13 protein-coding genes and 1 pseudogene are annotated in these 14,935 nt (G+C 65.1%); 7 read left to right on the forward strand and 7 right to left on the reverse strand.

Translation table 11 applies throughout. The features are described 5' to 3' along the window. From WAN71_RS13225 to ppc, 7 genes and pseudogenes are all read left to right on the forward strand, one after another. A pseudogene (locus WAN71_RS13225) lies at positions 1 to 99 on the forward strand (hypothetical protein); the annotation flags it as partial. A gap of 76 nt (positions 100 to 175) precedes the next feature. Beyond that, complete coding sequence (gene gap / locus WAN71_RS13230) at positions 176 to 1,198, forward strand: type I glyceraldehyde-3-phosphate dehydrogenase (protein WP_422225764.1); 1,023 nt, start codon at positions 176 to 178, stop codon at positions 1,196 to 1,198. 2 nt (positions 1,199 to 1,200) lie between these two features. Further along, positions 1,201 to 2,427: a phosphoglycerate kinase gene (locus WAN71_RS13235; protein ID WP_422225765.1), complete on the forward strand. Its 1,227-nt coding sequence runs from the start codon at positions 1,201 to 1,203 to the stop codon at positions 2,425 to 2,427. Between the two features lie 15 nt (positions 2,428 to 2,442). Continuing rightward, positions 2,443 to 3,234 carry a triose-phosphate isomerase gene (gene tpiA / locus WAN71_RS13240; RefSeq protein ID WP_422225766.1) on the forward strand — a complete coding sequence of 264 codons (792 nt, stop codon included), beginning with the start codon at positions 2,443 to 2,445 and terminating at the stop codon, positions 3,232 to 3,234. Between the two features lie 160 nt (positions 3,235 to 3,394). Next, positions 3,395 to 4,606, forward strand: a complete 1,212-nt coding sequence (locus WAN71_RS13245) for a hypothetical protein (protein ID WP_422225767.1) — start codon at positions 3,395 to 3,397, stop codon at positions 4,604 to 4,606. A 53-nt stretch (positions 4,607 to 4,659) separates the two neighbouring features. Beyond that, positions 4,660 to 4,896 (forward strand): preprotein translocase subunit SecG, encoded by a 237-nt coding sequence (gene secG, locus WAN71_RS13250; protein WP_422225768.1) that lies wholly within the window; start codon positions 4,660 to 4,662, stop codon positions 4,894 to 4,896. Positions 4,897 to 4,946: 50 nt separating this feature from the next. Next, positions 4,947 to 7,739 (forward strand): phosphoenolpyruvate carboxylase, encoded by a 2,793-nt coding sequence (gene ppc / locus WAN71_RS13255; protein ID WP_422225769.1) that lies wholly within the window; start codon positions 4,947 to 4,949, stop codon positions 7,737 to 7,739. A 170-nt stretch (positions 7,740 to 7,909) separates the two neighbouring features. On the opposite strand, the gene WAN71_RS13260 is transcribed toward ppc, so the two are convergent. The 7 genes from WAN71_RS13260 to WAN71_RS13290 all read right to left on the reverse strand — a co-directional run. Next, positions 7,910 to 9,202 (reverse strand): cytochrome, encoded by a 1,293-nt coding sequence (locus WAN71_RS13260; protein ID WP_422225770.1) that lies wholly within the window; start codon positions 9,200 to 9,202, stop codon positions 7,910 to 7,912. Positions 9,203 to 9,205: 3 nt separating this feature from the next. Beyond that, positions 9,206 to 9,604, reverse strand: coding sequence for an ATPase (locus WAN71_RS13265; protein ID WP_422225771.1), 399 nt, complete (start codon positions 9,602 to 9,604; stop codon positions 9,206 to 9,208). Positions 9,605 to 9,789: 185 nt separating this feature from the next. Then, on the reverse strand, positions 9,790 to 10,548 hold the full coding sequence (gene pgl / locus WAN71_RS13270; protein ID WP_422225772.1) for a 6-phosphogluconolactonase: 759 nt from the start codon (positions 10,546 to 10,548) through the stop codon (positions 9,790 to 9,792). Beyond that, positions 10,545 to 11,456, reverse strand: coding sequence for a glucose-6-phosphate dehydrogenase assembly protein OpcA (gene opcA / locus WAN71_RS13275; RefSeq protein ID WP_422225773.1), 912 nt, complete (start codon positions 11,454 to 11,456; stop codon positions 10,545 to 10,547). The genes pgl and opcA overlap by 4 nt, the downstream gene beginning before the upstream one ends. Further along, on the reverse strand, positions 11,453 to 13,003 hold the full coding sequence (gene zwf / locus WAN71_RS13280) for a glucose-6-phosphate dehydrogenase (protein ID WP_422225774.1): 1,551 nt from the start codon (positions 13,001 to 13,003) through the stop codon (positions 11,453 to 11,455). Before zwf ends, opcA begins: the two co-directional genes overlap by 4 nt. Beyond that, positions 13,000 to 14,118, reverse strand: coding sequence for a transaldolase (tal, locus tag WAN71_RS13285; RefSeq protein ID WP_422225775.1), 1,119 nt, complete (start codon positions 14,116 to 14,118; stop codon positions 13,000 to 13,002). Before tal ends, zwf begins: the two co-directional genes overlap by 4 nt. 14 nt (positions 14,119 to 14,132) lie before the next feature. After that, positions 14,133 to 14,935, reverse strand: an 803-nt coding sequence (locus tag WAN71_RS13290; protein ID WP_422225776.1) for a transketolase-like TK C-terminal-containing protein, incomplete at its 5' end; no start/stop codon positions are given.

Consider the following 14,935-nt stretch of genomic DNA (forward strand, 5'->3'; position numbering starts at 1 on the left):
TACCTGTGCTCGCAATCCACCCCACCCGGCGCCGGTATCCACGGGCTATGCGGCTACCACGCCGCCCAGTCGGCGTTGCGTCGGCTCGGCGTGACCTGAACCACCGAATTCGCGACGCATTCCCGCAGCTACTAGGCTGGCGGCGAGCAATTCGTTAGCGACTAAGGAGAGACAAGTGACGGTCCGGGTAGGCATCAACGGCTTCGGTCGAATCGGACGCAACTTCTACCGGGCCCTACTGGCGCAGCAAGCCGAGGGCGCCAGCACCGACGTCGAGCTGGTCGCGGTCAACGACCTGACCGACAACGCGACGCTGGCGCATCTGCTCAAGTTCGACTCGATCCTGGGCCGGCTGCGCTACGACGTCAGCCTGGAGGGCGACGACACCATCGTCGTCGGCAACACCAAGATCAAGTCGCTGGCGATCAAGGAGGGTCCGGCGGCGCTGCCCTGGGGCGATCTGGGCGCCGACGTCGTCGTCGAATCCACCGGCATCTTCACCAACGCCGCCAAGGCCAAGGGCCACCTGGACGCCGGTGCGAAGAAGGTGATCATTTCCGCGCCGGCCACCGACCCCGACATCACGATCGTTCTCGGCGTCAACGACGACAAGTACGACGGCAGCCAGAACATCATCTCCAATGCGTCGTGTACGACGAACTGCCTTGCGCCGCTTGCCAAAGTGCTGCACGACGAATTCGGCATCGTCAAAGGCCTGATGACCACCATCCACGCTTACACCCAGGACCAGAACCTTCAGGACGGGCCGCACCCGGATTTGCGCCGCGCCCGTGCTGCCGCGCTCAACATCGTCCCGACGTCAACCGGCGCCGCCAAGGCCATCGGTCTGGTGCTGCCCGAGTTGAAAGGCAAGCTCGACGGATACGCGCTGCGGGTGCCGATTCCGACCGGCTCGGTCACGGACCTGACCGCCGAGCTGTCCAAATCGGCCAGCGCCGACGAGATCAACTCGGTGTTCAAGGCCGCCGCCGAGGGCAAGCTCAAGGGAATTCTCAAATACTACGATGCCCCGATCGTCTCCAGCGATATCGTCACCGACCCGCACAGCTCGATCTTCGACTCCGGGCTGACCAAGGTGATCGACAATCAGGCCAAGGTGGTGTCCTGGTACGACAACGAATGGGGCTACTCCAACCGCCTCGTCGATCTGGTCGCGCTGGTCGGCAAGTCGCTGTAGTCGTGAACCAACCTTCTCTGCCCACCCTTTCCGACCTTCTCGCACAAGGGGTTTCGGGTCGCGGTGTGCTGGTGCGCTCCGACCTGAACGCGCCGCTCGACGACGGCGCCATCACCGATCCCGGCCGCATTATCGCCTCGGTGCCGACGCTGAAGGCGCTGGTCGATGCCGGCGCCAGGGTAGTGGTGACCGCCCATCTCGGACGACCCACGGGCGAACCCGATTTGAAACTGTCGTTGGCGCCGGTCGCTGCGGCACTTGGCGAGCAGCTGGGCCAGGACGTGCAGTTGGCCGACGACGTCGTCGGCCGTGATGCGCACGCCCGCGCGGAGCGTCTGACCGACGGGGATGTCCTGCTGCTGGAAAACATTCGCTTCGACCCGCGGGAAACCAGCAAGGACGACGGGGAGCGGTTGGCGCTGGCCAGACAGCTCGTCGAGCTCGTCGGGCCAACAGGCGCTTTCGTGTCCGACGGGTTCGGGGTGGTGCACCGCAAGCAAGCCTCGGTCTACGACGTCGCCACGCTGCTGCCGCATTACGCCGGCAAGCTGGTCGCCGACGAGATCAGCGTGCTCGAGCGGCTGACCAGCTCGACGCGCCGACCCTATGCCGTGGTGCTCGGAGGTTCGAAGGTATCGGACAAGCTCGGTGTCATCGAGCAGCTGGCCACCAAGGCCGATAGCATCGTGATCGGCGGCGGCATGTGCTTCACATTCCTTGCTGCAGCTGGTCTTTCGGTGGGTACCTCGCTGCTGCAGACCGAAATGATCGACACCTGCCGCCGATTGCTCGACACCTACGCGGACGTGTTGCGCCTGCCGGTGGATATCGTGGTGGCCGACAAGTTCGCCGCCGATTCGCCGCCGCAGGTCGTCGCCGTTGATGCGATCCCGGGCGACAAGATGGGGTTGGACATCGGGCCGGGGTCAGTGACGCGTTTCAGCACGCTGCTGTCCAACGCGGAGACCATCTTCTGGAATGGTCCGATGGGTGTTTTCGAATTTCCGGCGTTCGCGGCCGGCACCAAAGGCGTCGCCAAAGTGATCGCCGATGCGACCGCCAAGGGCGCGTTCAGCGTGATCGGTGGCGGCGACTCCGCCGCGGCGGTGCGCGCGCTGGGCCTGCCCGAGGACGGCTTCTCGCACATCTCCACCGGCGGTGGGGCATCGCTGGAATACCTTGAGGGCAAAGAGCTGCCGGGCTTAAAAGTACTGGGCAGTGTTACCTAAAAGCTAAGGATCTCGATGAGCCGCAAGCCGCTGATAGCCGGCAACTGGAAGATGAACCTCAACCACTTCGAGGCGATCGGGCTGGTTCAGAAGATCGCGTTCTCGCTGCCCGACAAGTACTACGACCGGGTCGACGTATCGGTCATTCCGCCGTTCACCGATCTGCGCAGCGTGCAGACCTTGGTCGACGGCGACAAGCTGCGGCTGACTTACGGCGCCCAGGATGTGTCGCAGCATGATTCCGGCGCCTACACCGGTGAGATCAGCGGTGCTTTTCTGGCCAAGCTGGGCTGCAGCTACGTCGTCGTCGGGCACTCGGAGCGGCGCACGTACCACAACGAGGACGACGCGCTGGTGGCCGCCAAGGCTGCTGCCGCGCTCAAGTACGAGCTGATCCCGATCATCTGCATCGGCGAGCACCTGGAAGTCCGGGAAGCCGGTGAGCATGTCAGCCATTGCCAAGAGCAGCTGCGCGGATCGCTGACCGGGCTCTCGGCCGAGCAGATCGGCAAGGTCGTCATCGCCTATGAGCCGGTGTGGGCAATCGGGACCGGGCGGGTGGCCAGCGCCGGCGATGCCCAGGAGGTGTGCGCGGCGGTCCGCAAGGAGCTGAGCACGCTGGCCTCACCGCACGTCGCCGAGACCGTCCGGGTGCTGTACGGCGGCTCGGTGAACGCCAAGAACATCGGCGACATCGTCGCCCAGGACGACGTCGACGGTGCCCTGGTCGGCGGCGCGTCGTTGGACGGCGAGCAGTTCGCGACGCTATCCGCCATCGCCGCCGGGGGGCCGCTGCCCAACGGGTGAGGCAGACGGGGCTGCTGGGGCCTGTCGAGTTGACGACCAGCGGAGTTCCGTTTAGCTTAACGAAACCTGATAGAAATACAGGGTCGTTAAGTTCTCTTGATTGCACAGCTACTCTCAGGGCACTTACGCAGCTCTACCCAATCCCGGGAAGGCATCCCCAATGGCTGGTCGTGACAGCGCCAACGGCAAAAACCGGCGTCGGCGCCGGGTCGTCACCCTGGGTGGGGCGGCTGGTGCGCTTATGGCTGCGGCAGCGATGGCAACCGGGTCGGCGGTCACCGCGGCTCCTGCGAAGGCCGACATTGACGCCCTCCTCGACCCGATCATCCAGCCCCTGATGACCTCGTTGAGCGATGCGATCGCCGGCTTCGATCCGGCCGCCGCAACCGATCTGACCAGCTGGACCGACAGTCTTCTGGCCAGCCTGAATTCGCTTGATATCGGGGCTGCGGTGCCGTCGGCCGCAGAGCCTGCTGCGGCAGCCGCCTCGTCGTCGACGTCGGGCACCTACGACATTCCGATAACCATGCAAGAGGTGACCGAGCCGACCGTGCAGGCGACGATCGCGGGGAGCTCGCCCCAGACGCTGCTCGTCGACACCGGATCCAGCGGTCTTGTCATCCCGTGGGAAAATGTCGGGCTATCGCAAGTGCTGAGCCTCGGGTTTCCCACCGGCTTGGGCTTCAGCGGCTACAGCGGTGGAGTCGATTACCTCTATCTGACCTACACCGACGCGACAATCGATTACGGCAACGGCGCCAGCGCCCTCGACACCACGGGTGCCCCCATCGATGTGGAGATCTTGTCTTGGCCGACATCCTTGGGCTCGCCGTCGAGCTTCGAGCAATTCCTTGCCGATGACAAGGTAACCGGCATCCTGGGTATCGGCGCGGCCGGCACGGGTCCGACCACCAGCCCGTTGGAGGCGGCCGGCTACGAAGGTGTGACCGTCAACATCCCCGGGAACGAGCTGATCGTCGCTCCCGCCAACCCGGGCACGGCCATAGCCACGCTACCCGGAGCGCCAACCCCGGCCACCACCCTGACCGAAGTCGTGACATCGGGTAATACGATTGTTGGTAGTGGTTCCGTTTTCGACGATGTCGATTCCGGCGGTGTCTACGGAACCATCCCGTCGACCATCGCATCCGCCGTGGCGCAGGGAGACAAGATTTCGGTTTACGACGGTAATATCTTGCTGTACCAATACACCGTGGGGACCGACAGCCTCGGTACCAACGAGGCGCCGGCGGTGTTCACGGGAACCGCGGGAACGAACTCGATTGACAGCGGCGTCGAACCTTACTTGCTAGGACCGATTTACATCAACTACGCCAGCGACACGCTGTCCTTCGACAAGCCGCTGCCGTAACGGCGCCGACGCCGGTCTGAGGCGGCTCACCGCCGGCCGGTAAGGTGTTGGCCATGGAATTGGCCCTGCAGATCACCCTGGTGGTCACCAGCATCCTGGTGGTCCTGTTGGTGCTGTTGCACCGCGCCAAGGGTGGCGGTCTGTCGACGCTGTTCGGCGGCGGCGTGCAGTCCAGCCTGTCCGGGTCGACGGTGGTGGAGAAGAACCTGGACCGATTGACCTTGTTCGTCGTCGGCATCTGGCTGGTGGCCATCGTCGGCATGGCGCTGCGGATCAAATACAACACTTGAGCTGTCCTGCTCGCAGCGCGGGGTAGCCTGCGTGCCCCGATACTGGACTGATGGCTGACGTTCCCGACACCGGGCTGGAACCGATCGGCGCGGTACGACGGACCCGCACCGGCCGTCAGGCGACCGAGCCGATGCGCGAGGACATCCGGTTACTCGGTGCGATTCTGGGCGATACGGTGCGCGAGCAGCACGGCGACGAGGTGTTTGCTTTGGTCGAGCGGGCCCGGGTCGAGTCGTTTCGGGTGCGTCGCTCGGAGATCGAACGGGCCGAAGTGGCCCGCCTGTTCGAGGGCATCGACATCCATCAGGCCATCCCGGTGATCCGGGCGTTCAGCCATTTCGCGTTGCTGGCCAACGTCGCCGAGGACATTCACCGGGAACGCCGCCGCGCCATCCACGTGGCGGCGGGCGACCCGCCGCAGGACAGCAGCCTGGCCGCTACCTATCTGAAGCTCGACGCGGCGGAACTGAACGCGGCGACCGTCGCCCAGGCACTGGCCGGTGCGCTGGTCTCCCCGGTCATCACCGCCCACCCGACCGAAACCCGGCGACGAACGGTGTTCGACACCCAGCACCGAATCACCCAACTGATGCGGCTGCGCGCGCAGGGGCACACCGAAATCGACGACGGCGGCGACATCGAGTTGGAGCTGCGCCGCCAGGTGCTGACGCTGTGGCAGACCGCGCTGATCCGGCTGTCCCGGCTGCAGATCTCCGACGAGATCGCAGTCGGGCTCAGGTATTACCAGACCGCGTTCTTCGAGGTGATGCCACGAGTCAACGCCGAGGTTCGGCAGGCGCTGCGCAGCCGCTGGCCCGACGCCGACCTGCTTTCCGAACCCATCTTGCGGCCCGGCTCCTGGATCGGCGGCGACCGCGACGGCAACCCGAATGTCACCGCCGACGTCGTGCGGCTGGCCACCGCCAGCGCGGCCTACACCGCGCTGGGTCACTACGCTGCCGAGCTGACCGCCTTGGAGCAGGAGCTGTCGATGTCGGCGCGACTGGTCGCCGTCACCGACGAACTGGCGGCGCTGGAAGAGCAGTGCGACGAGCATCCCGCAGACGAGCCCTACCGCCGGGCAGTGCGGGTGATCCGGGCCCGCCTCACCGCTACCGCCGCGGAGATTCTGGATCACGAGCCGGCGAACCTGCTCGACCTCGGCCTTCCGCCATACGCGACACCGGGGCAGTTGCTGGCCGATCTCGACACCGTGGACGCCTCACTGCGGGCTAACGGCTCCGCGCTGTTGGCCGACGACCGGCTGGCCCGATTGCGGGAAGCCGTGCACGTCTTCGGTTTTCACCTGTCGGGTCTGGACATGCGGCAGAACTCCGACGTCCACGAGGAGGTGGTCGCGGAGTTACTTGCCTGGGCCGGAGTACATCCCGACTACAGCTCACTGAGCGAAGACGAACGGGTCAACATCCTGGCCGCCGAGCTGAGCACCCGACGGCCGTTGATCGGGGACCGCGACGAATTGTCCGAATTGGCCCGCAAAGAACTCGCCATCATCGGCGCGGGCACTCGCGCGGTTGCCGACTATGGTCCGCCGGCGATACCCAACTACATCATCTCGATGTGCCGATCCGTCTCGGATTTGCTGGAAGCGGCGATCCTGCTGAAGGAGTCCGGTCTGCTCGACGCCACCGGCAGCGAGCCGTACTGTCCGGTGGGCATCGTCCCGCTGTTCGAGACGATCGACGACCTGCGTCGGGGTGCATCGATTCTGGAAGCGGTACTTGACCTTCCGATCTATCGGGGCATCGTGCGGGCCCGCGGCGACAGCCAGGAGGTGATGCTCGGCTACTCCGACTCGAATAAGGACGGCGGCTACCTGACCGCCAACTGGGCGCTGTACCGAGCCGAGCTCGACCTGGTCGAGTCAGCACGCAAAACCGGAATCCGGCTGCGGCTCTTTCACGGTCGCGGCGGCACAGTGGGCCGCGGCGGCGGACCCAGCTTCCAGGCGATCCTGGCGCAGCCGCCGGGAGCGGTGAACGGCTCGCTGCGGCTGACCGAGCAGGGCGAAGTGATCGCCGCCAAATACGCCGAACCGCAGATGGCGCGGCGCAACTTGGAGACACTGGTGGCCGCCACCCTGGAGTCCACCCTGCTTGACGTCGAAGGTCTCGGCGACTCGGCCGGCCCGGCCTACGAGGTCCTCGACGAGCTGGCCGACCGTGCGCAGCGCGCCTACACCGAATTAGTGCACGAGACACCGGGTTTCGTGGACTATTTCCTGCAGTCCACGCCGGTAAGCGAGATCGGGTCGATGAACATCGGCAGCCGCCCTACGTCGCGAAAACCGACGTCGTCGATCGCCGACCTGCGAGCGATCCCGTGGGTGCTGGCCTGGAGCCAGTCGAGGGTAATGCTGCCAGGCTGGTACGGAACCGGCTCGGCCGTCGAAAGCTGGATCGCCGGCGGCGACGGGCGTGTTGAGGTGCTGCGTGACCTGTATCAACGCTGGCCGTTTTTCCAGACGGTGCTGTCGAATATGGCGCAGGTGCTCGCGAAAACGGATCTCGGCCTGGCGGCCCGCTACGCCGAGTTGGTGGAGGACGACGCGCTACGGCGCCGGGTATTCGACAAGATCGCCGCTGAGCACCAGCGAAGCATCAACGCGCACAAGCTGATCACCGGCCAGGACGACCTCCTCGCCGACAATCCGTCGCTGGCGCGTTCGGTCTTCAATCGTTTCCCGTACCTGGAACCGCTGAACCACCTGCAGGTCGAGCTGCTGCGCTGCTACCGCGCCGGCGACGACGATGAGCTGGTGCAGCGCGGAATCTTGCTGACGATGAACGGTTTGGCCAGCGCGCTGCGCAACAGCGGCTAGGCGTGGCGAGCCTCAGAAGTCTCACCAGACCCTTAGTCGCTGGCTGAAGGACTAGTTGCGTCTGTGATTTCAACGCGTATGTGATATCAGCACGGGTGATATCGCATACGCCTTCGTTTCCAAAGCGATGTGTATGCCGAGTTCCTGGTGCACAGGTGGCTGGTGTGACCTCAGCGGCGGACGTAGTCGAGGCGACAGGGTCCGTCCGCCCGCGCCACACCGCCGATCTGGGCCGGGACGGGCCGCGGGTGTGCTGTCCAACCCGGCGTCATCTGGTAGCGGCCGAACAAGTACGTCATCGTCGCCGTCATCGCTGATAGCGAAAACGGTTGTGCCGGACAGGAATGCCGTCCGTGACCGAACGCGGTCACTAGCATGGGCGAGGAGAGCGTCTTCTCGTCGGTCAGCCGGTGTCGGGTCCATCGGTCCGGGTCCCAGTTTTCCAGCCCCGGCGCAGCGGAGGTGTTGAGCAGCGGCAGCAACGTGGCGATGGTCCATCCCGGCGGCACCTGATAGCTGACGTCTCCGGTGTCAAGACAGACCGGGGACAACACGGTGCGGGACATGATCGAGCGCTGCGCCAGACGTGTGGACTCCAGCGCGCACCGCTGCGCCAGGTCGGCATCGCCGGCGATGGCCCGCGCCAGATGTGCGGGGTGCTCGAGTAGATCGACCAATGCCCACCCGAGCGCGGCGGCGAGATTGGACATCGACGCGATGTGAATCAGCGCGACGTCGAGCGCGATCCCGCGCAAGCGGTTGTCCGGTGCCTCCGAACACCAGGCGTCCACGATTCTGCCGAACAGAGTCTGATCGTCCGTGCGGCCGGCGTCCCAGCGACGCACGGCAGCCGCGACGACATCGGCTACTTCGTCGAGGGCCGCGCGCTCGGCTCGCTTGTTGGCGGCGGCGACCGCTGCCATTGCGTCGGGATGGACGAACGCGTCGGCGCCGTCGAGGCTGTCGAGGGCCCGCACGAGACGATCAAACGCCTTGCCCTCGGCAGATCCAGGCCCGGCCCAAGAGGCGAGCCCCATCCGGTGGCCGAGTCGACGGGTCAGATCGAAGAGGTCCGCCGACCCCGATGAGCCCAACTCGGTGGTGGTCTCGGCCAGCGCCCAGTCCAGATTGGCCAGGTAGTCGGCGACGTCGTCGCGACGGAACAGGGTGCTGGGCAGGATTCGCCGTCCCTCGAAGATCTCGTCGGGGAGTTTGCGACGCAGCATCAAGTAATCGGCGACCGCTTTGCTGGCTTGCTCCTCGGTCAGCCCGTAGAACGACTCGATGCCTCTCGGGGAGAACGTGAACAGATAATGATCCCGCCCGCTCTGCACGGTGAAGGTGTCGCCGAATCTGGCACGGGCTGCGGCGATCACAACGACCGCGTCGGAAACCGGGACGTCCCACGGCAGGCCGGTTCCTTCAGCGTAGGGGGCAGCTGAAGCCGGGTAGGCCTCCGGCACCGTTTAGCGCACCGTCCGATTCCGTAGCGAATTGACTGCGTTCCGCACCGCGCGGTCGGCCACCGACAGCGGCGACATCACTGTCTCGCCGACGCCCACCATGTAGTCGATGCGCTCGACGATGGCCTCGACCGGCGCGACGAGCGTAACCAGCCGTTTCATCAAGTCATCAATCCTGCCCAGCGTGGCCTCGAAGTGGTCTAAGCCGTCGTCGAGGCGGTCCACCGCCTCGTTCAAGCGGGTCAGCGAATTGTTGAGGTCGGTCAGGGTATCGCCCAGGCCGCCTAACACGTCTTCCAGTTGGCCCACGGTGACGTCGGCGTTCATTGCCGCCTGGGTGAGCGTCTTGAGCCGCTGTCGCGGCGGGCGGCCGCCGGCGCTTTTGTCTGCCATGACGTTCATTATTACCGGCGGGTTGGGAACCCCCGAACGCGAATCAGCATCTGATCGAATATGCAATGCAGACACTGCGACCATTACCGCCGCGTCGTGACGTTCCTTTCCAAGCGCGCTGCACACTCCGACCTCATTCGACGACTGGCGGACTATGCGGTGGGCTACGCCGATCGGCAAGCCGAGCGGCGCCGCTAGTTGGACGCTTGCCCGGTAGGGATCTTGGCTGCTGCCTGGGTGTCGAGAAACCAGACCGTCTGCTCGCGACCGACCGCACCGGCGGCCGGTATCGCCACCGGGTCGGCGCCGCCGACCGCTGCGGCGACCGCGTCGGCTTTCTCCGCCCCGGACACCAACAACCAGACCTCGCTAGACCGCTGAATTGCGGGCAGCGTCAGAGTAATTCGTAGCGGTGGAGGTTTCGGCGAATCTTCGACACCGACGACCAGCCGGGTGGTCTCGCGCACGGCGGGGCTGTCCGGGAACAGCGAATTGATGTGACCTTCGGGCCCCACGCCGAGCAGATGGACGTCGAAATTCGGTGCGGGATCGCCCGGTTCGGCGTTCGCTGCCAAAAGCTGCTCGTAGGACAATGCGGCGGCGGCAAGATCACCACCGAATTCGCCGTCGCGCGCCGGCATCGCATGCACGTTGCGCGCCGGGATGTCGATGTGGTTCAACAACGCATCACGGGCTTGTTTGTCGTTGCGTTCGTCGTCGTCTTCGGCCACGTAACGCTCATCGCCCCAAAACAGATGCACGTTGGCCCAGTCGATCCGCTGCTCCTGGGTGGCGAGATAACTCAACAGCCGGTTGCCATTGCCGCCAGCGGTCAGCACGATCAGCGCCCGTCCGCGAGCGGCCACCGCCGCGTCGATCACGGCGATCAAACGCTCACCCGCGGCAGCGGCCAATCCATCGCTGTCGTCGAATGTTTCGACCGTGGTGGTCATACGTACTGCACCCGGTCGATGCCCTCGAGCGCGGAAAAGTAGATCACGTCCGGGTCCAGTCGGCGTAGATCCTCGGCCAGGCATTCTCGGGCTTCTCTGCGCTGCAAGGGAACAAGCGCGTCCGGCTTAGCCGTCCGGCTCAACGTCGCCGTCGTCCCCTCCTGCGGTCTGCTCAGGGTCACCGTCTCGCTGTTGCGCACCAGCTCGACTTTGAGCTCACCGACCGCGCGTCGCACCGGCCCGTCGATCCGGCTGGCCAGCCAGCCCGCGAGAACGTCCAGCGCAGGTTCGGTCTTGAGCCCAGACACCAGCGCCGAGGTGATTGGCTCGTGTGGCGGCTGGTCGATCGCCGAGGTGAGTAGCGCCCGCCAGTAGGTAATGCGGCTCCAGGCCAGGTCGGTGTCGCCGGGGGTGTATCCAGACAGCCTGCTTTTGATGCATGCCAATGGATCAGCCCCGTTGGTTGCGTCGGTGATACGCCGAAGTGCCAGCTGGCCCAACGGATCCTGCGCCGGCACGGCCGGGGCGACATCCGGCCACCACGCCACCACCGGGATATCGGGCAGCAGGAACGGTACGACGACGCTGCTGCTGTGTCCGGCGAGTGCACCCGAGAGCCGGAGCACCACCACCTCGGTGGCGCCGCTGTCACCACCGACCCGTAGTTGGGCGTCCAAACGCGCCTCGGCGGCATCGGCGTCGCCGGTCATCACCACGATCACCCGGCTGGGGTGTTCGTGGCTGGCCGCGGTGGCCGCTTCGATGGATTCTTCGAGGATCGTCTCGCTGTCGGGCGCGATCACCAATGTGAGTACCCGGCCGAGCGTCACTGCGCCGACCTTCTGGCGCAACTCGTCGAGCCTCTTGTTGATCTCGTTGGTACTGGTTTCCGGCAATTCGACGATCACGGCCGCCGCCATTCCCGGCCGGTCCGGCGGAGCATCTCGAACGACGATGCCGGGCCCCAGGTACCCGCCTCGTACGGTTCGGGCTTGCCGTCTTCGGCCCAGTTGTCGAGCACCGGATCCAGTATTTCCCAGGCTAATTCGACTTCCGCATTGACGGGAAAGAGCGACGGCTCGCCCAGCAGCACGTCGAGGATCAGCCGTTCGTAGGCCTCGGGTGATTCCTCGGCGAACGCTGAACCGTAGGAGAAGTCCATGTTGACGTCGCGTACTTCCATTGCGCTGTCCGGCACCTTCGAACCGAATCGCAACGTAATCCCTTCGTCCGGCTGTACTCGGATCACTAGCGCGTTGGCGCCCAGCTCATCGGTCATCGTCGCGTCGAACGGCAGATGCGGTGCCCGTTTGAACACCAGGGCGATCTCGGTGACCCTGCGGCCCAGTCGTTTTCCGGTCCGAAGGTAGAATGGCACGCCGGCCCAGCGACGTGTATCGACTTCCAGTGTGATGGCGGCGAACGTCTCGGTGGTGGAGTCTTTGGAAAAGCCCTCTTCGTCGAGCAGGCCAACCACATGCTCTCCGCCCTGCCAACCGGCGCTGTACTGGCCGCGAGACGTGGTCTCGTCGAGTGGCTCCGCGAGTTGCGTTGCGGAGAGCACCTTGATCTTCTCAGTCTGCAGTTCCGACGGATGAAAACTCACCGGCTCTTCCATGGCGGTCAACGCCATGAGTTGCATCAGGTGGTTCTGGATCACGTCGCGGGCAGCGCCGATCCCGTCGTAATAGCCTGCGCGCCCGCCAAGTCCGATGTCCTCGGCCATGGTGATCTGCACGTGGTCGACGTAGTGGGCGTTCCAGATCGGGTCGAACAACTGATTGGCGAACCGCAGCGCCATGATGTTCTGCACCGTTTCCTTGCCCAGGTAGTGGTCGATGCGGAACACCGATTCCTCGGGGAACACACTGTTGACCACGTGGTTGAGCTCGCGTGCACTGTCCAGGTCGTGGCCGAACGGCTTTTCGATGACCACGCGCCTCCAGCTCTCGTCCTGGGGACGGGCCAACCCGGCTTTGCTCAACTGCTCGCAGACCGCCGGAAAGCTGTTGGGCGGGATCGCCAGGTAGAACGCGTGATTGCCGCTGGTGCCGCGTTCCGCGTCGAGCTTGTCCAGGGTCTCGGCCAGCCGCGCGAATGCGGCGTCGTCGTCGAAGGTGCCTTTGACGAACCGGCATCCCTCGGCCAGCCTGTCCCAGATCGCCTGGCGGAACGGCGTGCGCGAATGCTGCTTGACGGACTCGTAGATCTCCTTGGTGAAGTCTTCGTGGTCCCAGTCCCGACGGGCGAACCCGACCAGGGCAAAGGTGGGTGGCAGCAAGCCACGGTTGGCCAGGTCGTAGATAGCCGGGACAACCTTCTTACGGGCCAGATCCCCGGTCACGCCGAAGATCACCACCGCGCACGGCCCGGCGATTCGCGGCAGCCGTTTATCGCGCTTGTCTCGCAGCGGGTTTTGCCACCGTGCGCCGGCCGCGCTGCGCGCCGGACTCATTTGGTAGCGCGGTCCAGCTGCGCCTGAGTCGCGTCGAGGAGCTCCTTCCAGGACGCTTCGAATTTCTCCACGCCTTCGCTCTCCAACACGAGGAACACGTCGGTCAGGTCGATCCCGACCGCGCCGAGCTTGTCGAAGACCTCTTGGGCGGCCGACGCGGTGCCGGTGATCGTGTCACCGGTGACCACACCATGGTCGGCCACCGCGTCAATCGTCTTCTCCGGCATGGTGTTCACGGTGTTCGGGGCGACCAGCTCGGTGACGTACAGCGTGTCGGAGTAGTCGGGGTTCTTCACGCCGGTCGACGCCCACAACGGCCGCTGTACCCGCGCACCGTCTTTCTCGAGCGGCGTGTAGCGATCGCCACCGACGAAGACTTCCTGATAGGCGGCATAGGCCAGTCGTGCGTTCGCCACTCCGGCCTGTCCCCGCAGCGCCAGCGCTTCACCGGAGCCGATCTTCTCCAGACGCTTGTCGATCTCGGTGTCGACTCGTGAGACGAAAAACGATGCCACCGAATGAATCTTGGAGAGGTCGTGTCCGGCCTGCTTGGCCGCCTCCAGTCCCGCCAGGTAGGCGTCCATCACCTCGCGGTGCCGCTCCACCGAGAAGATCAGCGTGACGTTGACCGAAATCCCTTCCGCCAGAACGGCGGTAATGGCCGGCAGCCCGGCCTTGGTGGCCGGGATCTTGATGAACAGATTCGGCCGGTCGACGATCTTCCACAGCTCGATGGCCTGCTGGATCGTTTTTTCGGTTTCGTGCGCCAACCGCGGGTCGACCTCGATGGAGACACGACCGTCGACCCCGTCGGAGGCTTCCCACTGCGGTGCCAGCACGTTGCACCCTTCGCGGACGTCGTCGGTGGTGACGGTGCGGATGGTGGCGTCCACGTCGGCGCCGCGCTCAGCCAGCTCGGCGACCTGGGCGTCGTAGGCATCGCCGTGCGACAGCGCAGCCTGGAAGATGGACGGGTTGGTGGTGACACCGACGACGCTCTTGGTGTCGATCAGTTCTTGAAGGTTGCCGGACTGCAGACGCTGTCGGGACAGGTCATCCAGCCACACGGATACACCCGCGGCGCTGAGCGCGGCGAGATTGGGATTCTGAGTCATCGAATTCCCTTCTTCTAGTTGTCGATTGTTCGTTCGGCGGCGTCGACGACGGCCTCCGGGGTGAACCCGAATTCGCGGAACAAAGTCTTGGCATCAGCGGATGCCCCGTAGTGCTCGATCGAAACGATCTCACCGGTGTCGCCGACCAGCTTGTGCCAACACTGTGCGACGCCGGCCTCGACGGCGACGCGCGCCGACACCGACGGCGGCAGCACGCTGTCGCGGTATTCGTACGATTGAGACTCGAACCATTCGACGCATGGCATCGACACCACTCGCGCGACAATGTCCTTGTCGGCCAACAGCTTTTGTGCCTCGACGGCCAGCTGGACCTCGGAGCCGGTGGCGATCAAAACCACGTCTGGCTCTTCGCCGCCGTCGTCGCCCAAGATGTAGCCGCCCCTGGCCACACCCTCGGCGTTGGTGCCCTCCAGCACCGGCACGCCTTGGCGGGTCAGGATGAGGCCCACCGGACCGCTGCCGTTGCCGCGAGCCAAGATCGTGTGCCAGGCGTACGCGGTTTCGTTCGCATCGGCCGGACGCACCACCGACAGCTGGGGGATGGCGCGCAGCGCCGCCAGGTGTTCGATCGGTTGATGGGTCGGGCCGTCTTCGCCAAGTCCGATCGAATCGTGCGTCCACACATAGATGGTGTCGATATCCATCAGCGACGCCAGCCGCACCGACGGGCGCATGTAGTCGGAGAATTGCAGGAAGGTGCCGCCGTAGGCGCGGGTCGGGCCGTGCAGCACGATGCCGGACAAGATCGCACCCATCGCGTGCTCACGGATACCGAAATGCAGGGTGCGGCCATACC

This window comes from Mycobacterium sp., from assembly GCF_049280035.1.
Lineage (GTDB): Bacteria > Actinomycetota > Actinomycetes > Mycobacteriales > Mycobacteriaceae > Mycobacterium.